This window comes from Pseudoalteromonas sp. S2755, assembly GCF_005886535.1.
Classification (GTDB): Bacteria; Pseudomonadota; Gammaproteobacteria; order Enterobacterales; family Alteromonadaceae; genus Pseudoalteromonas.
In genome coordinates this window covers 1-25,170 of the sequence record NZ_PNDS01000080.1, presented here as the reverse complement: position 1 = coordinate 25,170, position 25,170 = coordinate 1, and the positions used below count along the sequence as shown (strand labels likewise).

At 44.9% G+C, this 25,170-nt stretch carries 26 protein-coding genes; 22 read left to right on the top strand and 4 right to left on the bottom strand.

Translation table 11 applies throughout. The annotated features are described in order from the left end of the window. The gene (locus CWC03_RS13890) at window positions 1–4,983 is read right to left on the bottom strand and encodes a non-ribosomal peptide synthetase (RefSeq protein ID WP_138582389.1); all 4,983 of its coding nucleotides are present in this window, start codon (window positions 4,981–4,983) and stop codon (window positions 1–3) included. 161 nt (window positions 4,984–5,144) lie between these two features. Between CWC03_RS13890 and purT the strand changes: the two genes are divergently transcribed. Both purT and CWC03_RS13880 read left to right on the top strand, forming a co-directional pair. Continuing rightward, window positions 5,145–6,332: a formate-dependent phosphoribosylglycinamide formyltransferase gene (gene purT, locus CWC03_RS13885; protein WP_138582388.1), complete on the top strand. Its 1,188-nt coding sequence runs from the start codon at window positions 5,145–5,147 to the stop codon at window positions 6,330–6,332. Beyond that, window positions 6,329–7,222 carry an aldo/keto reductase gene (locus CWC03_RS13880; protein WP_138582387.1) on the top strand — a complete coding sequence of 298 codons (894 nt, stop codon included), beginning with the start codon at window positions 6,329–6,331 and terminating at the stop codon, window positions 7,220–7,222. Before purT ends, CWC03_RS13880 begins: the two co-directional genes overlap by 4 nt. Window positions 7,223–7,363: 141 nt before the next feature. Here the strand turns inward: CWC03_RS13880 and CWC03_RS13875 are convergent, their stop codons facing one another. Beyond that, complete coding sequence (locus CWC03_RS13875; RefSeq protein WP_138582386.1) at window positions 7,364–8,035, bottom strand: TorF family putative porin; 672 nt, start codon at window positions 8,033–8,035, stop codon at window positions 7,364–7,366. A 269-nt stretch (window positions 8,036–8,304) separates the two neighbouring features. Next, on the bottom strand, window positions 8,305–9,471 hold the full coding sequence (locus CWC03_RS13870; protein WP_171040263.1) for a hypothetical protein: 1,167 nt from the start codon (window positions 9,469–9,471) through the stop codon (window positions 8,305–8,307). A 199-nt stretch (window positions 9,472–9,670) separates the two neighbouring features. Here CWC03_RS13870 and CWC03_RS13865 point away from each other — a divergent pair, with 199 nt between their 5' ends. Next, window positions 9,671–11,614: an AsmA family protein gene (locus tag CWC03_RS13865; protein ID WP_138582385.1), complete on the top strand. Its 1,944-nt coding sequence runs from the start codon at window positions 9,671–9,673 to the stop codon at window positions 11,612–11,614. A gap of 239 nt (window positions 11,615–11,853) precedes the next feature. Continuing rightward, a complete protein-coding gene (locus CWC03_RS13860) occupies window positions 11,854–12,318 on the top strand; it encodes a DP-EP family protein (RefSeq protein ID WP_138582384.1) in 465 nt (154 codons plus the stop codon). Here CWC03_RS13860 and CWC03_RS13855 read toward each other — a convergent pair. Further along, window positions 12,315–14,867, bottom strand: a complete 2,553-nt coding sequence (locus CWC03_RS13855) for a serine/threonine-protein kinase (protein ID WP_138582383.1) — start codon at window positions 14,865–14,867, stop codon at window positions 12,315–12,317. The two genes, CWC03_RS13860 and CWC03_RS13855, sit on opposite strands and share 4 nt — an antisense overlap. Window positions 14,868–15,034: 167 nt before the next feature. Between CWC03_RS13855 and CWC03_RS13850 the strand changes: the two genes are divergently transcribed. The 18 genes from CWC03_RS13850 to rplQ all read left to right on the top strand — a co-directional run bounded on the left by CWC03_RS13850 (window position 15,035) and on the right by rplQ (window position 24,828). Beyond that, window positions 15,035–15,874: a polysaccharide deacetylase family protein gene (locus CWC03_RS13850; protein ID WP_138582382.1), complete on the top strand. Its 840-nt coding sequence runs from the start codon at window positions 15,035–15,037 to the stop codon at window positions 15,872–15,874. A 476-nt stretch (window positions 15,875–16,350) separates the two neighbouring features. Further along, window positions 16,351–16,719: a 50S ribosomal protein L14 gene (gene rplN / locus CWC03_RS13845; protein ID WP_010378257.1), complete on the top strand. Its 369-nt coding sequence runs from the start codon at window positions 16,351–16,353 to the stop codon at window positions 16,717–16,719. A 10-nt stretch (window positions 16,720–16,729) separates the two neighbouring features. Then, window positions 16,730–17,044: a 50S ribosomal protein L24 gene (gene rplX, locus CWC03_RS13840; protein ID WP_010378260.1), complete on the top strand. Its 315-nt coding sequence runs from the start codon at window positions 16,730–16,732 to the stop codon at window positions 17,042–17,044. A 15-nt stretch (window positions 17,045–17,059) separates the two neighbouring features. Then, window positions 17,060–17,599, top strand: coding sequence for a 50S ribosomal protein L5 (rplE, locus tag CWC03_RS13835; RefSeq protein ID WP_010378262.1), 540 nt, complete (start codon window positions 17,060–17,062; stop codon window positions 17,597–17,599). 10 nt (window positions 17,600–17,609) lie between these two features. Further along, window positions 17,610–17,915, top strand: coding sequence for a 30S ribosomal protein S14 (rpsN, locus tag CWC03_RS13830; protein ID WP_095728862.1), 306 nt, complete (start codon window positions 17,610–17,612; stop codon window positions 17,913–17,915). A gap of 20 nt (window positions 17,916–17,935) precedes the next feature. Continuing rightward, on the top strand, window positions 17,936–18,328 hold the full coding sequence (gene rpsH, locus CWC03_RS13825; RefSeq protein WP_010378266.1) for a 30S ribosomal protein S8: 393 nt from the start codon (window positions 17,936–17,938) through the stop codon (window positions 18,326–18,328). Window positions 18,329–18,341: 13 nt separating this feature from the next. Further along, the gene (rplF, locus tag CWC03_RS13820; RefSeq protein WP_102057674.1) at window positions 18,342–18,872 is read left to right on the top strand and encodes a 50S ribosomal protein L6; all 531 of its coding nucleotides are present in this window, start codon (window positions 18,342–18,344) and stop codon (window positions 18,870–18,872) included. 9 nt (window positions 18,873–18,881) lie between these two features. After that, a complete protein-coding gene (rplR, locus tag CWC03_RS13815; protein ID WP_010378271.1) occupies window positions 18,882–19,232 on the top strand; it encodes a 50S ribosomal protein L18 in 351 nt (116 codons plus the stop codon). Between the two features lie 9 nt (window positions 19,233–19,241). After that, window positions 19,242–19,748, top strand: a complete 507-nt coding sequence (gene rpsE / locus CWC03_RS13810; protein WP_010606806.1) for a 30S ribosomal protein S5 — start codon at window positions 19,242–19,244, stop codon at window positions 19,746–19,748. A gap of 6 nt (window positions 19,749–19,754) precedes the next feature. Further along, window positions 19,755–19,934 (top strand): 50S ribosomal protein L30, encoded by a 180-nt coding sequence (gene rpmD / locus CWC03_RS13805; RefSeq protein WP_010378276.1) that lies wholly within the window; start codon window positions 19,755–19,757, stop codon window positions 19,932–19,934. Between the two features lie 4 nt (window positions 19,935–19,938). Then, on the top strand, window positions 19,939–20,373 hold the full coding sequence (gene rplO / locus CWC03_RS13800) for a 50S ribosomal protein L15 (RefSeq protein WP_128725677.1): 435 nt from the start codon (window positions 19,939–19,941) through the stop codon (window positions 20,371–20,373). An 11-nt stretch (window positions 20,374–20,384) separates the two neighbouring features. Beyond that, complete coding sequence (gene secY, locus CWC03_RS13795; protein ID WP_010606805.1) at window positions 20,385–21,713, top strand: preprotein translocase subunit SecY; 1,329 nt, start codon at window positions 20,385–20,387, stop codon at window positions 21,711–21,713. 22 nt (window positions 21,714–21,735) lie between these two features. After that, window positions 21,736–21,849, top strand: coding sequence for a 50S ribosomal protein L36 (gene rpmJ / locus CWC03_RS13790; protein ID WP_002959476.1), 114 nt, complete (start codon window positions 21,736–21,738; stop codon window positions 21,847–21,849). Window positions 21,850–21,980: 131 nt separating this feature from the next. Next, window positions 21,981–22,337, top strand: a complete 357-nt coding sequence (rpsM, locus tag CWC03_RS13785) for a 30S ribosomal protein S13 (RefSeq protein WP_010378282.1) — start codon at window positions 21,981–21,983, stop codon at window positions 22,335–22,337. 13 nt (window positions 22,338–22,350) lie between these two features. Next, window positions 22,351–22,737, top strand: coding sequence for a 30S ribosomal protein S11 (rpsK, locus tag CWC03_RS13780; protein ID WP_010378285.1), 387 nt, complete (start codon window positions 22,351–22,353; stop codon window positions 22,735–22,737). A gap of 21 nt (window positions 22,738–22,758) precedes the next feature. After that, window positions 22,759–23,379: a 30S ribosomal protein S4 gene (rpsD, locus tag CWC03_RS13775; RefSeq protein ID WP_010378286.1), complete on the top strand. Its 621-nt coding sequence runs from the start codon at window positions 22,759–22,761 to the stop codon at window positions 23,377–23,379. A 24-nt stretch (window positions 23,380–23,403) separates the two neighbouring features. Beyond that, window positions 23,404–24,390 (top strand): DNA-directed RNA polymerase subunit alpha, encoded by a 987-nt coding sequence (locus CWC03_RS13770; RefSeq protein WP_010378288.1) that lies wholly within the window; start codon window positions 23,404–23,406, stop codon window positions 24,388–24,390. A gap of 39 nt (window positions 24,391–24,429) precedes the next feature. Further along, window positions 24,430–24,828 carry a 50S ribosomal protein L17 gene (gene rplQ / locus CWC03_RS13765; protein ID WP_039493510.1) on the top strand — a complete coding sequence of 133 codons (399 nt, stop codon included), beginning with the start codon at window positions 24,430–24,432 and terminating at the stop codon, window positions 24,826–24,828. The last annotated feature ends 342 nt before the right edge of the window (window positions 24,829–25,170 follow it).

Sequence of the window (25,170 nt, the reverse complement as noted above, 5' to 3'; positions counted from 1 at the left end):
CTATAGCTCCATCACCTGTGAAGAGGTGGTGACAGGTGCGTCTTGAGATTGGGTGATATCACCCAGCTCTATGGTGTCTAGGTATTGCGCCAGAGCAGCAACCGATGGGTTGGCAATGATCGCTGATAACGGGATCGCAATCTGATGCCATTTCTGGGCATTGCGCACGAGCTGCACTGCTAAGATGGAGTTACCACCTAGACGATAGAAGTTATCATGGATACCGACTTGTTCCAGTTCTAATGTGGTTTGCCAAATTTGGCAAAGCGTCTGTTCAAGCGCTGTGCGCGGCGCGGCGTATTGATTTGATGATGACATCTGCGGTAGCGGTAGTGCTTTGCTATCTAGCTTTCCGTTTACGGTGAGTGGCATCGCCGTGAGTTGGGTGATGCTATCCGGTACCATATATGCTGGCAGCTGCGTTCGTAGATGGTTAAGTAACTGCTCGGCGTCAAAATAAGCATGGTTTTCCATCACAGCATAGCCACTTAACGCCGTTTGATTTTGGCGTGTATAGGTGATCACTGCTGCTTCTTTAACACCGCTACAGCTGAGCAATTGGGATTCGACTTCACCAAGCTCGATACGATGACCCCTGATCTTCACTTGGTTATCCAAACGACCTAGGTATTCTAAATGACCGCTTGGTAATAATCTGGCGTTATCACCGGTTTTGTAAACGCGGGTGAGTTTGCCATTGAGCGTTAGCTCGAAAAAGCGAGTGGCGCTCAGCTCTGGTTGGTTCAAATACCCAATCGCCAAACCTGCACCAGAGATAAACAGCTCTCCAGGACAGCCCACAGGTACGGGACGTAACTGACTATCCAGCACCCAAGCCTGCATATCATTGAGCGGCACGCCAATGTCAGCAATCTGGGTATTCATGTTAGGGTGTAAAGGTTGATAGGTGACATGTACTGTGGTTTCAGTAATACCGTACATATTGACCAATTGAATACGCTGGCCAAAGCGTTGCCACCAAGGGCTCAGTTTATCGTAGTTGAGCTGTTCACCACCAAAGATCACAGTGCTAAGGCTATCGAGCGACGCCGCCGCAGAAATGGCAACATCACTAAAATTATAGAATGCACTGGGAGTTTGGTTAAGCACGGTGACAGCAAATTGCTCACACTGCTTTACAAAACCAAAACTGTCTCTTGCTTCTTCGTAGCTTGGAATAAACAACCGACCGCCATGACACAGTGCTCCCCATATTTCCCAAACACTAAAGTCAAAAATCGTATCGTGATAAAGCACCCAAGTATCTTCGCTATTAAAGTGGTAAAGCGGTTGACTGGCAGATAGCAAGCGGGCAACATTTTTATGGCTTTGAATAACGCCTTTAGGTTGGCCTGTCGTACCTGAGGTGTAAATAATGTAGGCTGCAGAATCAGGCGACGGTTGGCAAAGTGCAATATCGCAAGGCGCGAATGTATTATCCAAGTTTAACAGTGGCCAATTTGATTGCTCATTTTCGCTCAAGCTTTGCTGACTTATGGTGTTAGTTAATACTAACTTGAGCTGAGCATCGTCAATAATAAAAGCATTGCGGGCAGCTGGCGCTCTTGGCGATAGCGGCACATAAGCGGCGCCAGCTTTCATGATGGCGAGCATTGCAACCACTGTGTCAATGCCGGGCTGCAGGTATAGGCCGATATACTCAAGCGTGCCATACTGCTTAAGAATATGTGCAGCAAGGCTGTCTGACCGAGTACTTAACTCCTGATAGCTTAACTCCGTTTGACTGGTGATAAGTGCAGTTTGCTGGTTGCGAGACTGCGCGTGATGCGTAAATAGTGACAGTAAATCTTGGCTTTGGTGCTGCGCTATTTGAACATCGCGCTCAACATGGCTTTGTAAACTCAACTGCTCAAGCGGTAATTGCCCATCAACGCTGATAAGTTGCGCGAGAATATGACTAAAGTTGTCACTTAAGGCATCGATAAACCAAGGGTCATAGCGGTTTAAGTCAAACTCCCATAACATAGTGACCGAATCATCCTGATCTTGCCCCATTCGGGTGAGCACCACGATATTAATCTCAAACTTAGCCGCTTGACTGCTGATTGCCTCGAAATAATCAATATCATCTAATCCCGGAAGCGTGAGCTCTGGGAGTGGTGAATCATGGAAGCTAAAACAGATCTGGAATAACGGATTGACGCCTTTGATGCGCTCAGGGTTTACGTCCGCGACGACTTCAGTAAATGGTAGGGTTTGATTGGCCAGCATATCGTTACTGACTTCAAAACAATGCTGTACCAGTTGTTCAACAGACATTTCTGGTGTTTGCTGTACTCGCGCCACTACGGTGCTGACGAGCATACCAATGGTATCATCCACATTGGTGTAGCCTCGATTTGCAACGCCAGAACCAATACAAATATCCTGATCGCCACTAAAGCGCGAAAGGACAATATTTAATGCCGCAAGGGCAACGGCGAATGGCGTGATCTGATGCGCTTGGCTGTAGGCTTTTAAATTGTTCCATAGCGAACGAGGCAGTTTAACTCGGTGTGCGCGACCACGTTCGGTTGCGGTTTCGCCGAGACGAGAAACAGGCAAGTTAATGCGGCTCGGTGCGTCTTGAAGTTGTGCCTTCCAAAATTGACGTTGCAACTCGGCTTGCTCTGTTCCCAACCATTGATGCTGATAGGCTGCGTAATCAGCGTATTGTGTGATTTCTGGCAGAGTACCTTGGCTTGCGCCATTCAAACGCTGTTTATAACAACTAAATAGGTGATCAAGGAAGATGTTAGAAGACCAACCATCATGTACTAAGTGATGTTCAATATGAATAAGTACATGTTTACATTCGCTAATTTTTACAATTGCCCAGCGTGCCAGCGGTAATTGGTCAATCGCAAAAATATCATTCATATGACCATTAACGAGTTTGTCGACCTCAGCTAATGCTTGTGCTTCTTGATACTCACTAAAGTCAAAGTAAGGCACGTCTTGCTGGTAGTGCTTTGCAATATACTGCAGCGGCTCGTGCAAGTCGTAGCTAGTACGGAAAATCGCATGGTTATCAACGATATCTTGTAATGCACCTCGTAGTGCAGGTACATTTAAATCGCCACTGAAGGTGATTGTACACTTTGCATGATAGGCTTTATCGCTCGGATCGGCTTTGGCTAAAAACCAAATCGCGCGTTGTTGCAGTGATAGCGGGGCAACTTCCTCAAAATCAGCACCGCGCTTTGGAATCGCAATGGTTTCAAAATGTTGAGTTTGCATTGCTTGCCATACTTGTCCAGCACTACGATAGCGATAGATTAGATGTGTTGGCACGCTTAAGCCGAGCTGCTGAAATAACTGGTTGCTAAGTTTGATTGCGGAGATGGAGTCTCCACCTTGTTGGAAAAAATCTTGTTGCCAGCCAAGACCTGGCAAACAGAAACCTTGAAACTGCGCTAAAAAAGCTTGTTGTTCTTGGCTAAGCTGATCTTGCGGTTGGTCTTGTTGGCTACTTAATTCGTAATTAGCGAGTGCGCGGCTATCTACTTTCCCGTTTTCGGTCATGGGTAATGCGTCTAAACATTGATAGTGATCAGGCAGCATATAGTCTGGCAGTAACTTTTCTGCTAACTGGCTGATGTGTTGTCCAAGGTCTGCTGTGGGTTTACTATGGGGAACGATAAAGGCCACCAAGAACTTAGCATTACCTCGTTGTACTACTTGGCAGCTTGCCAGTTTTACCGCCTCATGTTGGGCAACAACTTTTTCTATTTCACCTAACTCAATACGAAATCCGCGTAGCTTAATTTGGTTGTCATTACGACCAACAAAATGATAATTATCACCGTCAAAACTTACTAAGTCGCCAGTTTTATAAAGTCTAGCGAAATGCACAGGGTCGACTTCTGCTTGATAATAGGGGTTGGCGATAAATCGAGACTTTGTGAGTTCAGGACGGTTTAAGTATCCTTTTGCTAAACCTGCACCACTAATATAGAGCTCACCGATAGCGCCATTGGCTACTTGTTGCAATTGCTCATCTAGCACATAAAGTCTGGTATTCACAAAAGGTTGACCAATATTAAATTCGGTGTCGGCATTGGTATATTCATTGGCGCAGGTGCACACGGTATATTCGGTAGGACCATAGCCGTTAAACACTCGCGTGACTTCTGAGAGTCGAGAAAGCATTTCTAGATTTGGGGTTTCTCCTGCGACGATTAATTTGCGCATAGAGCGCAAATCTCGGGGGTCCATCAAAGCCAGCAATGCAGGAGGGATAGCGCCAAATTGAATCGCATTTTTTGAGATTAATTGGCTTAGCGCTTTGGCATCTCGTCGCTCGGTTTCTGTCGTTACAAATACAGTTTGGCCTAACATGATATGCACGAGCAGCTCAAACACGCTAGCATCGAAAATATAAGAGGCAAACATCATAACGCGGTCAAGTTGGTCAAGTTCAAAGCGGCCAATTTGTGATTCAGCTAAATAAAGTAAGTTTTGGTGAGGTACTTCTACGCCTTTTGGCGTGCCAGTGGTGCCCGAGGTGTAGATCACATAAGCAATATCACTCATTTTATAATCAGGAGTAACAAAGGCTTGCGTTGCAGGAGATTCGATCAACACTTGAGGTGTATGGCCAAATTGTGGTAGCGCTTGATAATGCCCATGGGTGACGATAAGCGCCGGTTGGCTATCTTCAAGAATAAACTCGCAGCGAGCTTTGGGTGCCTCAGTGGAAATCGGGATATAACCCAGTCCTGATTTGATTGCCGCTAAGATCCCTACGACCATATCAATGCCACGCTCGAGATATAGTGCCACATAAGGCGATTGAGATTGGCTCAGGTTCGCTTGTTGCTGAATATTCGCGGCGACTCGTGTTACCTGCTCTTCAAGTGTTTGATAGGTGACTTGCGTGCCGTTAAATACCAGTGCGACTTTATTGGCGTATTGACTGAATGCTTGCGTTAATAAGATCTGCGGCTGAGTGCTGTAATCAATAGGAGACTGGGCGGTCATTGAAGTAATCCTTTAAATATAAAAATGCTCTTTGTGTACAATATGTAAAAAATGTGTTTGAAATGTGTATTTTGTGATTTCGGTTGAATTGCCCTCTTCTGAGCTTTTGCATATGACAAAAACTCGCTACCATAGGGCATCAAACCAACCAAGGAATCATCATGAAAATCAAACCACTGGGCACGCCCTTTTCGGCAACTGCTTGCAAAGTACTACTCTGCGGTGGTGGCGAGTTAGGGAAGGAAGTCGTTATCGAATTTAAGCGCTTAGGTGCTGAAGTGATTGTCTTAGATCGCTACGACAATGCGCCAGCGATGCAAGTGGCAGATCGCAGCTATACCTTGTCTATGTTGGATGGTGAAAAACTCAAAGCGATTATAGAACAAGAGCAACCTGATTATATCGTGCCGGAAATCGAAGCCATTGCGACGGATAAGCTGGTGGAATTAGAGGCTGAAGGTTACACAGTGGTGCCAACCGCCAAAGCGACTCAACTGACCATGAACCGTGAAGGGATCCGCCGTCTTGCTGCTGAAACGCTTGAACTTGCCACTTCACCCTATCAGTTTGTTGACACCTTGGCAGACTTTAATGCTGCTGTCGCGCGCATTGGCATGCCATGTGTAGTTAAGCCTATCATGAGCTCGTCGGGTAAAGGGCAAAGCGTGATTAGAAGCGCCGAAGATATGGAAGCCGCTTGGCACTACGCACAAGAGGGCGGTCGCGCAGGTCAAGGCAGAGTGATTGTGGAAGGTTTTGTTGATTTTGATTACGAAATTACGCTTTTGACGATACGCCACATTGATGGCACAAGTTTTTGTGAGCCAATTGGGCATGTGCAACAAGACGGTGATTATCAGCAAAGCTGGCAGCCGCAGCAGATGTCTGAGTTGGCACTAGAGCGCAGTAAAGTCATGGCTGAAAAAGTCACGGAAGCACTTGGTGGTCGGGGTCTGTTTGGCGTTGAACTCTTTATTAAGGGTGATGAAGTGTACTTCAGCGAAGTCTCACCAAGGCCACATGATACCGGTATGGTTACGCTTATCTCGCAAGACTTAAGTGAGTTTGCACTGCATGCTCGCGCGATTTTAGGCTTGCCTATCCCCACCATTCACTTCCATGGACCATCGGCATCTAGCGTGATCCTTGTCGAAGGGGAGTCAACACAATTACAGTTCAACAATCTTGCACAGGCGCTTGCAGAGCCACTAACGGATATTCGTTTGTTTGGTAAACCAGAGGTGAGTGGCAAGCGCAGAATGGGTGTGGCGTTAGCGCGCGCAGACTCGGCTGAAAGTGCTGTTGATAAGGCCAAGCAAGTGGTTGCAAAAGTAGGAATTACGTTATGAATTCAAACACCCGCGTACTTGACCCATTAGTATTGGGGTTTTGGCGGCTTTTAGACTGGCAAATTACGCCGCAAGAAAGTTTACGCTTTTTAAAGCAAGCGATTGAGCTTGGAATACGTGATACTGATCATGCTGATATTTACGGTGAGTATCAGTGTGAGGCTGAGTTCGGTAAAGCCTTAGCGCTAGAGCCTAGCATTCGAGAGCACATTCGCATCATCACCAAATGTGGCATTAAGCCCGCATTTCCGAGCTTGGGATTAGCGGGAAAGGCGAACCATTATGATTCGAGCAAGACGCATATCATTGCCCAAGCGCAGCAGTCACTAAAGCACTTCGGCACGGATAGGTTAGATGTGCTATTGATCCATCGCCCAGATTATCTGATGGATGCCGATGAAGTTGCCGATGCGTTTAATACCCTTAAACAAAACGGTGATGTACTGCATTTTGGGGTCTCGAACTTTACACCCACTCAGCTTGCCTTATTGCAATCGAGGCTCGATTTCAGTTTAGTGACCAACCAAATTGAGTTTTCACCTTATGAGATGAAAGCGCTTGACGATGGCACGCTTGATCAGTGCCAGCAACTAGGCATGAACCCTATGCTGTGGTCGCCGCTGGCAGGGGGCAGAATATTCTCCAATGAAGATGAAAAAGCCAAACGCCTGCGTGCGGTGTTACAGCAAGTGGGTGAAGAGGTTGGTAGCACTGAAATTGATCAAGTGATCTACGCATGGCTTGCCATGCACCCATCGAAACCTGCCACTGTGCTTGGAACAGGAAATATCACCCGAGTTGCCAGCGCGTTTACTTCACAGTCACTTAGCATGAGTCGCGAGCAGTGGTATCGCATTTGGACAGCGTCTACTGGGCATAGCGTACCATAAAGCGGTATGTGTTTGGATAGGAGCCAATTTACGCGACAGTTTTGCAAATTCAGCCACAAAAAAGGGCCTTTCGGCCCTACGTGTTGCAGCAAGTAAAAAATAAGGTGATGCGGTTGTCACAGGACCGCTCACCTTTGGTCATCACAGATTAAAATCTAATCCATAACTTACGTAAGCTTTAATATCGTCGCTACTGTCTAAGTCGGTTTTTACTAATCCAAAGGTAAAGCCTTGCGTAGATAAGCTCACGCCGTAATCCATATAAGCGTCATCTTCTCCTGTCCACTCAAGCACTGTGTCTCCACTGGAGCGACCAATATGTAGAGTTAATTCACTGTCTTTAAAAATGGGGAAGCTGGCCGACACTTCGGCATAAAGCATGTCTTCTTCTGCGGTTGAATCGCTTTGTGCTGTGGCTAGGTGGCTTAGTTTAAACGTAAAGTATTGCCAGCCAAGCGCGGCGTAAATCTCGCCAAAATCAATATCTCCACTGGCATCGGGATAGGTGTAGTGGATATAACCGAAATCAAAACTCATGCCCTTGATTTCGCCAGCGTAACCCGCGTACAGATCCATTTCGTAACTGGCTGAGTCGCCAAAGTCGATGTTAGAGACCCAAGTGCCCGCATAAAACCCAGACTCATTGCTATAATCCAAGCCGCCAGACACCGCTGCGCCGTCATCAGTCTGGGTGATACCACGCCAGTAATAATTTGAGCTTGCCGCAATATTCGCGGTCACTTCCGCCTGAGCAGAGACACAAAAGCACGCAGTCAGGCCGCCGAGTAGCATAAGTAAAGGTTTGTTTTTCATTCTGTTTTCCCCATTGAACGCAGAGTTATTATTCGGTTGTTGTCATTGCATTTTCTGCAAAGAGTGAGTGCAAGGGGGAGGCCAACGTCAGGAAATGGCGGAGAATTTATTCTATGTTATTAAAAATATTAGAATTTAATTTCTGAGTTTCGAAAGTAGGACAGAGTGATTTGCATAAATGTTGCACATGGCTGGTGCAAAGTACCATAGCTTGCACAGTATTAATGCAAGCTATAGATTGCGCTAGCCGTTATTGAAGTTTAGGTTAGCTATCCAAAGATGGTGCGCATTAGGCTGATGGTTTCATCAACACTGCGGCCTTTTTCTACTTCAGCGACTATCGAGTCACGTTTGGCGCGAATATGCTCTGGAATAGACTCATCCGCAAGGGCGCGGTCGACTAACACTTTTGCAGATTCTTTACCGCGGCGTACGGTCTTTTTGCCACCACTGGTGCCGGTGCGCTTAGGCTTATGCAGTAGCTTAAAGTAATTGGAGTTAGTGGCGGTGTCTTTGTCCGCGTAATAAAAAAGGCATGGTAGCAGCGCTTTAATTTCAGCAAGTTGTGTTTCAAATTCATCCACGGGAGCGGCCATCGTATACCATGGCATTGCTTTAACGGTGCTGACGACATCGGTCCAGTAACGCTCAAAATCGCGATTGTTTAGCTTAGCAACACCAAGCGCTTGGCATAAAGCGTCAAGCTTGCTCGAGGTTATTGGTGTGAACACATCTGGGCGACGCATTGCTAATAGACGAGTGGCTGGTGCAAGCGTTGGCTTTTCCTCGCTGCCAGCAAAGGCACTTAAATACCCCACCATAAATGATTGGTAATGCTCGAGCGTCACGTCACCTTCTGCAGGGATTGCGGCTAGCGCTTCATCAAAAGCACCCGGAAGGTCATCTAATAACTGGTGAAAGCCTTTTGCACTTTTGGTGGAGGCAAACCACTCCACGTCAAACTGATACACGCTGGTATCTAAATTTGCAGCATGCTTACCGCTAAAGGCGAGGCGATCTTCTTTGATCATGTCTTTAAGTGGAGTGCTGCGCATTGGTTTAAGGTATTCAATCAGTTTTAATTGCTCATCTAGTGCAATCACTTCTTTATGACTAGCAATAAATGCAGCCACCATAGGCCAAGGCGCAATGCGTAACGTCTTGAGTTGTATATAGCTAATCGCTGCGATGAGCAGATCTTGTAGCTTTTTCACTGTGGGTAATTGATGGTCATCCAGTAAATCAAAATTGATACGATTTTTCGCCACATCAAGCAGTTCATAACACCAACCAAGAAAATCTTCAGGGTGATTTTCCACCTTAACCGCCATCAGATTAAGGCTGATCTCCGTGGCTTGTTTGAGGATATTTTGATAAATCTGACTTTCTTGTTCGCCCAAGGCCATGTTTGACGGTGATATGAGCAGTTTCTTCATGCGGGTTAGATACTCCAAGTTTGATTAATAAACCAACCAGTAAAATATAGCTAATGACGCTAAAAACTGGCAAGGGCGAGGATCATACCGATTAGTCAAAAGGTTGCAATCGCTCAGTACAAATTATTTGCCTTTATTCATGGTATATTCGACTACAGCCGTTATCATAAAGAGAACCAAGCCTTACGAAGGAAAAGCAATGAACCGGCTAGTTAAAATCGTAGGCGCCATTGTCGCGCTTATTATTATTCTTGTTATCGCAGCCCCGTTTTTAATCCCCAAACAGGCAATTATTGACCAAGTCACGTCACAGGTTGAGTCAGTGACAGGTAGAAAACTGTCGATCGATGGCGACTCTGACATCGGTATTTTCCCAACGCTGCACATTGAGCTAAACCAAGTGCGATTTGCCAACATGGCAACGGGCAGTCGCCCAGATATGTTCGCCATGGAGCAACTTGCCGTGCATATTCCGTGGTTAAGTGCGCTGTCTGGTGAAGCTAAGCTTGAGCGCTTTGTGATCAATAATCCTAAAATTATCCTAGAAACCGACAAACAAGGTAATGCTAACTGGCAGTTGCTACCCACCAGTGCAGAAAACACGCCAACGGCGCAAACCAGTTCACAAGGTAATATGCAGTTACCAGAAGGCTTAGATGTTAGCCTTGGCGAAGTGGCGATTTATGGTGGTTCGGTGACTTACCTTGATGGTGTGACAGGCGCTGAATATCAGGTAACTGATTTAGACATTAGCATGATGCTATCGTCACTGTACCAACCATTAGAAGTCGACGGCAAGCTGACTTTTCAAGGTCAAACTTTTAACCTAGTTACTACACTCGATAACCCCGCAAAGGCGATCGAAGGTGAAACCTTTAATGTTGAACAACAAGTAAAATCAGCGCTGTTCAACCTTGACTATAAAGGTGAAATTGCAGAGCAAGGTAAAACCATTCGCGGTCAATTAGCCTTGACTGGCGACTCGGTAAAAGCGCTAGCTAAGTGGCAGGGCGTTGACCTAAAAGCCAAAGAAAATGCGTTCAACGACTTTGGCCTAAACGCTAAAATGACGATGCAAGGGCAAGTCTTTACTCTCAATGCCTTAGAGGCAACCTTGGACGAATTGGTAATAAAAGGTCAAAGCAAAGTCACCCTCTCAGGTAAGCCTGATATTACCGCGAGTGTTGACCTTGGCATGTTAGATTTTAACCCGTATTTGCCAGAACCTGTGGAAAAACCACAAACGCAACCTGAGTCAGAAGGCGCACCAGCACAGCCTATCGTGTGGGATGACACTGCAATTGATTTGTCAGCACTTAATAGCCTCAATGCGAATGTGAAGATCACCTCTACAGGGCTACGTGCGAGAGAAATTAAGCTTGGCGAAAACCAAATCAGCTTAGTACTTAACTCAGGTAAGGCGACACTGAGCCTAGATAAGTTCCAAGCCTATGAAGGTCAGGGTAAAGGTAAGGTTGTTGTAAATGCAGTAGCAAAACCTTATGTCATCAGTACTGACTTTGCATTAACGGCAATTAACGCTGAGCCACTACTGACCGATGCCATTGGTTTTGACAAAGTATTGGGCAAAGGTAGTCTTAATTGGGCGTTAAACACACAAGGTGTCAGTCAAAAGCAATTTGTGAATGCTCTTGATGGTAAATTAGGTTTTGAGTTCAAAGATGGTGGCGTAAAAGGCGCAAACCTTGCTGAGATGATCCGTAAGGGCAAAGAGATGCTCAAAGGTGACTTCTCTTCGGTATCGCAAGGACTCAATGCCAATTTCGACCCAGATCAAAAAACCGACTTCTCAGCCATGACTGGCACCTTTGTCTTTACCAAAGGCGTAGGTCAAAACGATGACTTCTCGTTGGCAAGCCCGTTACTACGAGTGACAGGCAAGGGCACCGTTGATTTACCACAAACTTTAGTTGATTATCGTGTGGTGACTGGAATTGTTGATACCATTGAAGGGCAAGCCAGCAGCGATGACAGTACCGGCTTTAAAATTCCGGTGCGGATCAAAGGTCCATTCCACAAAGTTGAAACTAGCTTAGACCTAAAAGAAGCGGCAAAAGACAAAGCCAAAGACAAGGTTAAGGATAAGGTAAAAGACAAACTTAAAGGTTTGTTTGGTGGATAGATCTTTATGACGCTTCAATAAACAGCTCATCTGTTTGTTTTAAATCAATTTCAGCTAAACAAGGGCTTGCCGATGGTAGCCCTTGTTCTATATTTATCGCGAGTTAATTATCTATATGCAGTTATAGTGAGCTTATGATGACTTATGCCTATAAACTGTAACCAGCTGTAATAGAATTACTGCTATTCATGTGCTTAGATAGATGCGAATAGCTCTATAAACAAACGAAGGATAAAAGAATGAGTACACCTATTTTACTCGAATACACGGTGACGCCAAAAGCTGAGGGTAACTGGATATTTTCAAATGACGATAAACCAGTTGAACTTAAATTAGCTCAGGGTGAAAGCGCTGTTCTAACTTATAAGCTCGTTACTGATGAAGCCGGCTGGAGCTTTGCTGAAAACGGTACTTTTTTTACCGAAGCGCAAGACAATTTCAATTATAACCTTACAAGCACATTAAAAGATGAGTTAACGGTTGAGGTGAAGATTGAAGCATTGAATGTTGCGAATACGCTAAGTGAAAATGATATCAAAGCGCTTTCAGCTAACCCTGGTGCGAGGGTTGTTACACTCGTAGACAATAACAACTCGAATATTGAGTTCAGACTTGTTGCTCAATACAATTCCGCAAATGGTGCTGTGCGTTATTTCTCTCAAGATCCAAGGGTGATTATTGACGACCCAGATATTCCAGGTTAATTCGTAATTTGCACTTGGCACAGATAGGTAAAGTGTTCTGTGCCAATTCTTAATTCAAGTGATGGTGAGTGACATAATGTCTTGAACCATGACAGGCGATAAAAAGACGGGCTCCAGCCTAAATCAATGCTTTTTTTCAGTGAAGCCATCGCGGAATACTTTTCTTCTATCAGCGTTTGAATTAGCGATTTTACGTAAAAAGCCTCAGCTGAATCGGGATACTCAGCCAAATATTCATCAATTGCTATTAATGCCTCTTGATGCCTACCTAGGTGTGCTAGAGCTTGGATGCGCACGACTTCAACTTGGCTTGCTGGATCACTGGCTAAAATTTGCAGATACACTTCACTGGCTTTCGCCTTCTCGCCCATTAGTGAGTATATGTCTGCGTAGTTAAGTAAGATTTCTACATTACTGGGCGCCAACTGAGTTGCTCGTTCAGCAAACTCGAGTGCCCGCTCTAAATCACCTAATAACATCAATACAATGGCATAATTATTAAAGGTAGCAGTACTTGTATATGAGCGCTTAACTAGAGCTTGATAAGATTTCTCTGCGTCATGGAGCTTGCCAAGTAAAAGAGAGATATCAGCAATGGCCTTCAGTGTTTTCAGATTATCTGGGCCGTAGTGGCTGGCTGCTCGTAAGTACGGCAAGGCTTCTTCATATTGGCCAAGCTTCATATTGAACAAGGCTGCGTTGCGGATGACTTTTAAGGTTGGCCTAAGTTCATAGGCAAGCTCAGTGTGATGAAGTGCCGAAGCGTAATCGTCTATTAAATTATAGTAGATGCTGATCAGAGCATGCTTTTGATACTCGTCCTTGGCTGAGTTCTGAATGGCTAAAAAGGTTTCTTTGGCATGGCTCTTGTCTTTTGCAAGAGCATAAAACTTGAGATAGGACCCTTGAATAATTGTACTTGCTTTTAATCTCTTGGGGGCTTGCTGTAATACTTGTTCCCAGTTTAGAAGTACTTGGTCATTCGAACTATCTCTATATAACTGCGGCGCGAGTTCAGAGTAAAGTGAATACAGCGGCAGGAAGTCCGGCGCAGTATCAATCAGCGTTGTTAACTCTTTTAATATCGCAGCGCGGTCCGCCTCTTTTACTAAACTCGCATCATGCAGTGTGGCGTAGTTATTCAGTAGTGTTTTATTGCTAGTGGCTAAATCAGTTGAGCCTCCGGTTAATGAAGTGAGGGCCGAGGCTGTAATAGCAAAAACACGGCTGTAGTTTTCATTCGAGGTCATCGTTCGCGCACTATTAATTAAGGCTCCATTAGACGCATCAACTAAGTCGATAACGATGTCACAGCTTTGAATATTACAGTCTAGTTTTATCGTAATGAGCTCATTACTATTTAACGCTCGCCCCAATGCCTTTAATGGTGCTTCAACACCAATAAATTTTTGTGTTTGCTCTACTTCACTGTCTGAAATGAAGACGTAATCACTGTTACTTAAAAAATGTTGTTTAAGTGCGTCGTTAATTGCTAACTCGATGTTTTGTTGATGCGCTTCAAGTAGTTGAAAAGAGTTAGTGAATTTTATCGGTAGCGCTGCAATATAGATCTTAGGCTTGGTTTCCTGCCAATACCAGTACCCACCAACGGCTAAGCACGCTAAAAAGGTGAAAAGTGCTGCAATACCTAGTTGCTTTTTACGTGCTTTGGCTTTCTCTCTAGCTCTATCTCGTAGCTCTATTTGTTCAAGTGACACTGTCGCTTCGCTGTTATCGTAGCTAAAGGCGTGTAAAATTTGCTTTAGCTGCTGACTGACTTCATTCGCGCTGCTTGGACGAGCGTTTTTGTCATATTGCAATAGGCGATCAATGAGCTGTGCCAGTGCAGGGGGAATATCTAAAATACGTTTAGCACTGGCTTTTAACGGCTGGAACTTGATCTGTTCAGCAATAGATTTGTCACTGCCATCGTCAGCTTGTTCGAAATAAGGATGATGTCCTGCTAACAGTTGATGGGCTATTAGTCCAAATGAGAATAAGTCACTGCGACTGTCTAGCGTTTCATCACGAAGCTGCTCTGGTGACATTGCTGTGAGACTACCGTAACTGGTATGTGGACGAGAGGCTTGGTTGTCTTCTAATTGTGAAATACCAAAGTCGGCAATTTTGGCTACGCTCTGTTCATTAACCAGTATATTGCCAGGTTTTAAGTCTAAATGAAGAATGTTCTGGCCATGAGCTGAGGCCAGCCCATCGGCTATATGACTTAGCAGCTCGACTTTTTGCTCGGTAGTTAATACGTGTGTTTTTGTGTAGTGCTGTAAAGTTGCACCTTGCACATATTCCATTTCCAAAGCCATTTGGCCATCGCTTTCAAATACATCATAAATTTGTACTATGTTTGGATGGTTAAAACGCGCTAACAGGCGGGCTTCGTTGAGTGCATCTGATTGCGTGTGCTGAGTTAGTGATATCACCTTTACCGCTACTCGGCGGCCTAATTTTTTGTCGGTAGCAAGGTACACTTTGCTCATTCCGCCTTCGGCGAGCAAGATCACGTCCTGATAGTATTCTTCTAACTTCAACACAGCGCTGTCTTTCTCTTTTATTATTGGGATTAGTGTATCGCTAAAAATACTAAATTAGTACCATTTGCGTTGGCCTTAGTCGCAAATAACAAGTTGAAAATTTAACACTTTGTCATACTCACAGCCTCATATAGGTTATAAGGATAAATAACAATAAGGACAAACAAATGGCAAAGTTATCTTCTAATTTAGTTTCTCACTTCAGTTTGGCTGCCATGATGGCAAGCGCTCTGCTCGTAAATACTTCTAGTATAGCGGCTGATAGCAACCAAACCTTTAATTATCCTAATAATGCTCGTAACGCAATAAGCCTTACGTTTGATGATGCAAGACCAAGTCAAGTTGATGTGGGAGTGCCGCTACTCAATCGCCATAAGGTGAAAGGCACATTTTATGTTATGCCACCACAGGTGAAGGAAAAGCTCGCATTGTGGCAAGCCGCGGCGAAGCAGGAGCATGAAATAGGCAACCACACCAGTGAACACTTATGTACGGGTAACTTTGCTTGGCTAAGGGAAAAGGACAAAGGGCTGGAACAAGTTGATTTGGCCTACATAGAACGCGATGTAGTAAGCACCACAAAATATATTGAAAAGCATTTGGGCGTAACCCCCAGAAGCTTTGCATACCCTTGTGGTAATACCTTTGTTGGTCGCGGCGCTGAAGTAAAAAGTTATGTACCAGTGATTGCGAAGTATTTTGACAGTGGCCGTACGTGGTTAGATGAAACCGCTAACCACCCAACTTATACTGACTTTGCGCAACTCACCGGAATCAGGATGGACGGTGTTAGCTTTGAAGAACTAAAAGGGCTACTGGAGCATCTTAGGGCAAATAATAGTTGGATCATACTTGCTGGACATGAAGTGGGTGAAAAAGGCATGTACACCGTAGATACCAAAATGTTAGACCAGCTTATTCCTTACTTACAGGACCCAAAAAATGGTTATTGGCTAGACACCGTAAGCAATGTGGGTGATTACATCAAAAGTAAAAGAGAGCCGTAGGTCGAGATTTATCTCGACTTGACGGTTTCTAAAATTCTCTCGTCGCTCCATATAGCTGTTTGCTCAAAGCTTGAGCTTGTTTGATCAAAGCTTGAGCTTGTTTGCTCAAAGCTTGAGCTTGTTTGCTCAAAGCTTGAGCTTGTTTGTGAGAAAAGGATGAGAAATTCTTGTTCACAGCCTACTAAGCGATATGCTTAAACAATAATCGAAACAAAATTTCCGCTGTAAAATTTGTTCAATATATGCGCAAGTGGTTGAATTCTCGATTGCTTGCCGCCATATCCTCAAACTGTAATCGGTACGTCATGTTAACGCGTTAAATTAATTAAAAATTGAACTATCTTTGATGCGACATTGCTGATACAATTGCCCGCCCTTGAAAGACATAATCACAGTTTTTTGAGTGGAATTTAACCTAAATGCCTTGATTTTGAACGAAATCTAGGCGAGTTGTAACTACACCGGAGGTCATTAAGATGATCCAAATGCAAACTCAGCTGGACGTTGCTGATAACAGCGGCGCTCGCAAAGTGCAGTGTATAAAAGTCCTTGGTGGTTCGCACCGTCGCTATGCAGCGGTTGGCGACATCATTAAAGTTTCTGTTAAAGAAGCGATTCCTCGCGGCAAAGTGAAGAAAGGTGATGTTAAAAACGCAGTAGTAGTGCGTACTAAAAAAGGCGTACGTCGTCCAGACGGCTCTTTAATCCGTTTCGATAGCAATGCGGCTGTTATCTTAAATGATAACTTACAGCCTATTGGTACTCGTATCTTCGGCCCTGTGACTCGTGAACTTCGTACTGAAAAGTTCATGAAGATCGTTTCACTAGCACCAGAAGTACTATAAGGAGTCGATCATGGCAGCAAAAATCCGTCGTGATGACGAAGTAATCGTACTAGCCGGTAAAGACAAAGGTAAGCGCGGTAAAGTGCTTTCAGTTGTTACTGAAACTGGCCGAGTATTTGTTGAAGGCGTTAACATCATCAAGAAACACCAGAAGCCTGTACCACAACTACAGCAAGCTGGCGGTGTTGTTGAGAAAGAAGCGTCAGTCGACGTATCAAACGTAGCGATTTTCAATGCCGAAACTGGCAAAGCGGATCGTGTAGGTTTTAGATTTGAAGACGGTAAAAAAGTCCGTTTCTTCAAGTCTACCGGTAAAACTATTTAATAGTTGGAGTAGACGATGGCGAAACTGCATGAAGTGTACAAAGACAAAGTGGTAAAAGAGCTTCAAGAGAAGTTCGGTTACAGCTCTGTCATGCAAGTCCCTCAGATCGAAAAGATCACACTTAACATGGGTGTGGGCGAAGCCCTAGCTGACAAGAAAATTCTAGAAAACGCAGTAGCAGACCTAGAATCAATCTCTGGTCAGAAGCCTCTAGTGACTAAAGCACGCAAATCAGTTGCTGGCTTTAAGATCCGTGAAGGTTACCCAATTGGCTGTAAAGTAACCCTACGCGGCGAGCGTATGTGGGATTTCCTAGAGCGTTTAGTCTCTATCGCGATGCCACGTATTCGTGACTTCCGCGGTGTTAGCGCAAAGTCTTTTGACGGTCGCGGTAACTACTCTATGGGCGTACGTGAACAAATCATCTTCCCAGAAATTGATTATGATAAAGTAGACCGCGTTCGCGGTATGGATATCACAATCACTACTTCTGCGAAAACAGATGACGAAGGCCGTGCGTTGTTAGAAGCGTTCAACTTCCCATTCAAAAAGTAAGGGTAGGGTTATGGCAAAGAATTCAATGAAAGCACGTGACGTAAAACGTGCTAAATTAGTTGCTCAGTATGCTGAAAAGCGTGCTGCGTTAAAAGCTATCATCAGCGATGTTAATGCATCTGATGATGAGCGTTGGGATGCAGTGTTAAAGCTACAGTCTTTACCACGCGATTCTAGCCCTTCACGTCAACGTAATCGTTGTAACATCACGGGCCGCCCTCATGGTTATCTTCGCAAGTTCGGCTTAAGCCGTATCAAAGTTCGCGAAGCAGCGATGCGCGGTGAAATTCCTGGCCTTAAAAAGGCTAGCTGGTAATAGAATCACGGGAGTAAGACATGAGCTTGCAAGATCCAATTGCGGATTTGTTCACACGTATCCGTAACGGTCAGTCTGCGAAGAAGGTATCTGTTTCAATGCCAACTTCAAAGCTGAAAGTAGCTGTAGCTAAGGTACTTAAAGACGAAGGTTATATCACTGACTTCGCAGTATCTGGTGACGTAAAAGCAGAATTGACTATCGAACTTAAGTACTTCGAAGGCAAAGCTGTAATCGAAAACATCCAGCGTGTTAGCCGCCCTGGTCTACGTATCTATAAGAGACGTGACGAATTACCTAAGGTAATGGGTGGTCTAGGTATCGCTATCGTATCAACTTCTAAAGGCCTGATGACAGACCGCGCTGCGCGTACCGCTGGCGTTGGTGGTGAAATCATTGGCTTTGTAGCTTAATCGGAGGGGAACTATGTCTCGTATAGCGAAGGCTCCAATCAATGTTCCTGCCGGTGTTGAAGTTACAATTAACGGCCAGGACATCAAAGTTAAAGGCAAGAACGGTGAATTAACTCGCACAATCAACGATGCGGTTGAAGTTTCACTAAACGACAACGTTATCACTACAGCTCCTCGTGAAGTTGCTAATGCTTGGGCTCAAGCTGGTACTGCACGCGCGCTAATCAACAACATGATTGTTGGTGTTAACGATGGTTATGAGAAGAAACTACAGCTAGTAGGTGTTGGTTACCGTGCGGCAGTTAAGGGTAATACATTAGATTTAACCCTTGGCTTTTCTCACCCAGTGAACTTCGAGATCCCAACAGGTATCACTATCGAAGCTCCAAGCCAGACTGAAATTGTTGTTAAAGGCGCAGACAAGCAGTTAGTTGGTCAAACAGCTGCTAACATCCGCTCATACCGTGAACCAGAGCCTTATAAAGGTAAAGGTGTACGTTACGCTGATGAGCACGTGCGTCGTAAAGAGGCTAAGAAGAAGTAAGGTAAGACGATGGATAAGAAAACAGCTCGTCTACGTCGTGCTAAGCGCACTCGTAGAAATATTATCGAACAAGGCACAACACGTCTTGTTATCCACCGCACGCCACGTCACATTTACGCTCAAGTAATCAATGCTGAGGGTAATGTACTGGCTGCTGCTTCTACTGTTGAAAAAGCAATTGTTGAAACAGTTAAAGGCACAGGCAACATCGAAGCGGCTCAAGCAGTTGGTAAAGCAATCGCTGAGCGCGTAGCTGACAAAGGCGTTGAAAAAATCGCTTTTGATCGCAGTGGCTTTAAATATCACGGCCGTGTGAAGGCGCTAGCTGATGCTGCGCGCGAAGCCGGTCTGCAATTCTAGGAGTAGACAATGGCTAACGTAGAAGCAAAAGCACAACAGCCTGAATTGGCTGAAAAGCTAATCGCGGTAAACCGTGTGTCTAAAGTGGTTAAAGGTGGTCGTATCTTTAGCTTCACTGCACTAACAGTAGTTGGTGATGGCGCTGGTAAAGTAGGTTTTGGTTATGGTAAAGCACGTGAAGTTCCTGCTGCTATTCAAAAAGCAATGGAAAAAGCACGTCGCAACATGATCACTGTTGAACTAAAAGGTAACACGCTACAGCACCCAATCAAGGGTCGCCACGCGGGTTCTAAAGTATACATGCAGCCAGCATCTGAAGGTACAGGTATCATCGCAGGTGGTGCGATGCGTGCAGTACTAGAAGTAACTGGTGTACAGAACGTACTATCTAAAGCATACGGTTCAACTAACCCGATCAACATCGTTCGCGCAACTATCGCAGCGCTAGAGAATATGAATTCTCCAGAAGGTATTGCTGCGAAGCGTGGTCTTAGCGTTGACGAAATCTTGGGGTAAGACACCATGGCAAACACAGTAAAAGTAACTCAAGTACGTAGCTCAATCGGTCGTTTACCGAAGCATAAAGCTACATTACGTGGCCTTGGTTTACGTCGTATCAATCACACTGTTGAGCTAGAAGATACGCCAGCAGTTCGCGGTATGATCAACCAAGTTTCTTACATGGTTAAGGTTGAGGGGTAATTCGATGAACTTGAATACACTTTCACCTGCTGCAGGTTCAAAAACAGCTGGTAAGCGTGTTGGCCGTGGTATCGGTTCTGGTCTTGGTAAGACTGGTGGTCGTGGTCACAAAGGTCAAAAGTCACGCTCTGGCGGTAAAGTACGCGTTGGTTTCGAAGGCGGTCAAATGCCTATGCAACGTCGTCTACCTAAGTTTGGTTTCACTTCACGCAAATCTCTTGTGTCTAAAGAAGTGAATCTATTCGAAATCGTTAAAGTTGAAGGCGATGTGGTAGATCTAAACGCGTTACAGGCAGCTGGTATCGTTAAAAAGAACATCCAGTTCGTAAAAGTTGTAAAATCTGGCGAAGTTTCACGCGCTGTTACTGTTAAAGGCATGAAAGTGTCTAAAGGTGCACGCGAAGCTATCGAAGCTGCCGGAGGCAAGGTAGAAGACTAAGGAAGTACGCTATGGCTAAACCAGGTCAAGATATGCAAAGTGCACAAAGTGGGCTTGCGGAACTGAAGCGCCGATTACTATTCGTATTGGGTGCTATCATTATTTACCGTCTGGGCTCTTTTGTGCCAATCCCTGGGATTGACGCCGCTGTACTTGCCGAATTCTTCGAGCAACAAAAGGGCACCATTGTTGAGATGTTCAACATGTTCAGCGGTGGTGCGCTTGAGCGTGCATCGGTATTGGCGCTAGGTATTATGCCGTACATCTCGGCTTCGATTATTATGCAGCTATTAACGCACATACATCCTGCGATGATAGAGCTTAAGAAAGAAGGTGAGCAAGGGCGTAAGAAAATCAGCCAGTATACGCGTTATGGTACGCTTGTGCTTGCTACATTCCAATCGATAGGTATCGCTACTGGTCTACCTAATATGATGGAAGGCCTAGTTGTGAATCCAGGCTTCGGCTTCTATTTCACAGCTGTAGTGAGCTTAGTCACGGGAACGATGTTCCTTATGTGGTTGGGCGAACAAATCACTGAGCGTGGTATCGGTAACGGTATCTCAGTTCTAATATTTGTTGGTATTGTAGCTAACCTGCCGTCTGCAATTGGTTCGACAGCAGAAATGGCGCGCCAAGGTGATCTGCATATTTTAGCATTGTTATTGATTGCGGTAATCGTATTCGCTGTAACTTACCTAGTTGTGTTCTTCGAGCGTGGTCAACGTCGTATCGTTGTAAACTATGCGAAGCGTCAACAAGGTCGTCAGGTATTTGCTGCTCAAAGCACGCATTTACCATTAAAAGTTAACATGGCGGGTGTTATTCCACCAATCTTTGCTAGCAGTATCATTTTGTTCCCTGGTACAATAGCAAGCTGGTTTGGCCAAGGTGAAGGTCCGGTCGCTGATGTGCTACAAGCTATCTCAGCAGTATTGACTCCAGGTCAACCACTGTATGCGATGGTATTAGCTGCGGCTATTATCTTCTTCTGCTTCTTCTACACTGCGTTGGTGTTTAACCCGCGTGAGACAGCAGATAACCTGAAAAAATCTGGCGCTTTTATTCCAGGCATTCGTCCAGGTGAGCAGACATCTAAATACATTGATAAAGTGATGACACGCCTGACATTGGCAGGTGCTTTGTATATAACCTTTATCTGTCTGGTGCCCGAGTTTATGACTATGGCATGGCAAACGCCATTCTACTTCGGCGGTACATCGATTCTGATTATCGTTGTTGTCATCATGGACTTTATGGCACAAGTACAGACTCATATGATGTCACATCAATATGATTCTGTGCTGAAAAAAGCGAACCTTAAAGGCTACGGCCGTTAAGGTCAGTTTACGGAGTTGAGTAATGAAAGTACGTGCTTCCGTTAAGAAAATTTGCCGTAACTGCAAAGTAATCAAGCGTGCAGGTGTTGTACGTGTGATCTGCAGTGAGCCAAAGCACAAGCAAAGGCAAGGCTAAGCAAATTAAGTCGTGCAGGCTGAGTAACTTTACTTAGCCTGTTTCTTTGGTAAAACTTGAATGTCGGTTGGGTATCCTATACGGGCTTTCCAGCAAGATGATAATCAAGTTTATTTATAGGAGATATGTTAGTGGCCCGTATCGCAGGCATTAACGTTCCTGATCATAAGCATGCTGTTATCGGTTTAACAAGCATCTATGGTGTAGGTAAAACTCGCGCTAAGGCGATCTTAGCTGCGACAGGTATCGCTGAAACTACTAAAATCGGCGAGTTAAATGACGAAACACTTGACATCCTTCGTGAAGAAGTTGGCAAGTACACTGTTGAAGGTGATCTTCGTCGTGAAGTTACACTAAACATCAAGCGTCTTATGGACCTTGGTTGTTTCCGTGGCTTACGTCACCGTCGTTCGCTACCACTACGTGGTCAGCGTACTAAGACTAACGCGCGTACTCGTAAGGGTCCTCGCAAGCCTATCAAGAAATAAGGTGGGGTAAGTTATGGCAAAAGCACCAATTCGTCGTAAAAAGGTCAAAAAGCAGGTTGTTGACGGCATGGCTCACGTTCATGCATCTTTCAACAACACGATTGTGACCATCACTGACCGTCAAGGTAATGCTCTTTCTTGGGCGACTGCGGGTGGTTCAGGTTTCCGTGGTTCTCGTAAGTCTACTCCATTCGCTGCACAGGTTGCTGCGGAGCGTGCAGGTGTTGCTGCACAAGAGTACGGTCTTAAGAACCTAGAAGTATTCATCAAAGGTCCAGGTCCAGGCCGTGAGTCTGCTGTTCGTGCATTGAATGCTGCTGGTTACCGTATCACTAACATCACTGACGTGACGCCAATTCCACACAATGGTTGTCGTCCACCGAAGAAACGTCGCGTATAACAATAGGTTAGGAGAAAGAACATGGCAAGATATTTGGGCCCTAAGCTCAAGCTGAGTCGTCGTGAAGGTACTGACCTGTTCCTTAAAAGCGGCGTAAGAGCAATTGACTCTAAGTGTAAACTAGAAACAGCACCTGGTCAGCACGGCGCACGTAAAGGTCGTCTATCTGATTACGGTTTACAGCTACGTGAAAAGCAAAAAGTTCGTCGTATCTACGGTGTACTAGAAAAGCAATTCCGTAACTACTACAAAGAAGCTGCTCGCCTTAAAGGTAACACAGGTGAAAACTTGTTACAGCTTCTAGAGCAACGTCTAGACAATGTTGTATATCGCATGGGTTTTGCAAGCACACGTGCTGAAGCGCGTCAGCTAGTAAGCCACAAAGCGGTTATGGTTAATGGTCGTGTTGTTAATATCCCTTCTTTCGTAGTTACTCCTGAAGATGTAGTAGTAATTCGCGAGAAGTCTAAAAAGCAAGCGCGTATCATCGCTGCTCTAGAGTTGGCTGAGCAACGTGAAAAGCCAACTTGGATTGAAGTTGACGGTAAGAAAATGGAAGGCACTTTCAAGCGTCTACCAGAGCGTTCTGATCTGTCTGCGGACATTAACGAACAACTAATCGTCGAACTTTACTCGAAGTAAAGTTAAGAGTTAAGAGAGGATAAAATGCAGGGTTCTGTAACCGAATTCCTAAAACCAAGATTAGTCGATATCGACGCTGTAAGCTCAACGCGTTCTAAAGTAGTTTTAGAGCCTCTAGAGCGTGGTTTTGGCCACACACTAGGTAATGCTCTACGTCGTATACTTCTTTCATCTATGCCTGGTTGTGCTGTGACAGAAGTTGAAATTGACGGCGTATTGCACGAGTACAGCGCGAAAGAAGGCGTACAAGAAGACATCATTGAAATTCTGTTAAACCTTAAAGGTCTAGCGGTATCTCTAGAAGGTAAAGATGAAGTTTTCCTTACCCTGACTAAGTCTGGTGTAGGCCCTGTGACTGCGGCTGATATCCAGCACGACGGAGATGTGACTATCGCCAACCCTGAGCATGTCATTTGTCACTTAACGGCTGACAATAGCGAAATCAGCATGCGCATTCGTGTTGAGCGTGGTCGCGGTTATGTACCGGCGTCTAGTCGTTTATCCTCTGATGACGATGAGCGCCCAATCGGCCGTTTGTTGCTAGATGCATCATTCAGCCCGGTTGAGCGTATTGCGTACTCGGTTGAGTCAGCTCGTGTTGAGCAGCGTACAGACTTAGATAAACTAATCATCGATATGGAAACGAACGGCACTTTAGATCCTGAAGAAGCGATCCGCCGTGCGTCAACTATCCTTGCTGAGCAATTAGATGCATTCGTAGACCTACGTGATGTTTCTGAGCCAGAAGAGAAAGAAGAGAAGCCGGAGTTCGATCCGATTCTACTTCGTCCAGTTGATGACTTAGAACTAACTGTACGTTCTGCAAACTGTCTGAAAGCCGAGCAAATTCAATATATCGGTGACTTAGTACAGCGTACTGAAGTTGAGCTTCTGAAAACACCAAACCTTGGTAAGAAGTCTCTAACTGAAATTAAAGACGTGCTAGCTTCACGTGGTCTATCTCTAGGTATGCGCCTAGAAAATTGGCCACCTGCAAGTCTAGCTGAGTAATCTAAGTTACTATATTAGTTTAGTTAGAAGGATAGGGTCATGCGCCATCGTAAGAGTGGTCGTCAATTAAACCGTAACAGCAGCCATCGCAAAGCGATGTTTAGCAATATGGCTGGTTCTTTGGTGAAGCACGAAATCATCAAAACTACTTTGCCTAAAGCAAAAGAGCTGCGCCGTGTAATTGAACCTTTAATCACACTGGCTAAGACTGACAGCGTAGCAAACCGTCGTTTAGCGTTTGCTCGCACGCGTGATAAAGAAGTAGTTGGTAAATTGTTCACTGAGATCGGTCCACGTTTCGCGGATCGTCCAGGTGGTTACACTCGTATTCTTAAGTGTGGCTTCCGTACAGGTGATAATGCACCAATGGCTTACATTGAACTACTAGATCGCCCAGCGACTGAAGAAGTTCAAGAAGACGCACAGTCTGCAGAGTAATTAGTCTTATTAAAGACACAAAAAAGCCGAGCATAGCTCGGCTTTTTCTTTTTCATAACCCGTACAGTACAACCGCTAGTATTAGATTAAGACCACTGCTTATTCTCGTAAAGGTGCAGATGCACATAAGCAAATAGACCCACACCATAATATTCAAACTCAACAAAATTAACCTCCCACCAAGCACTATCTAAGTCCAAGCTTTTGATTGGGTATATTTAAATGTGCAGATTAGCTAAAACTTGGTGAATAAACTCCTCTGGTTACGAGAGTCTCTTAGTTAACGATTATGGTGAGTGTGGATGAGCCAATCACGTATACATCTAATACCAATTGAATTAA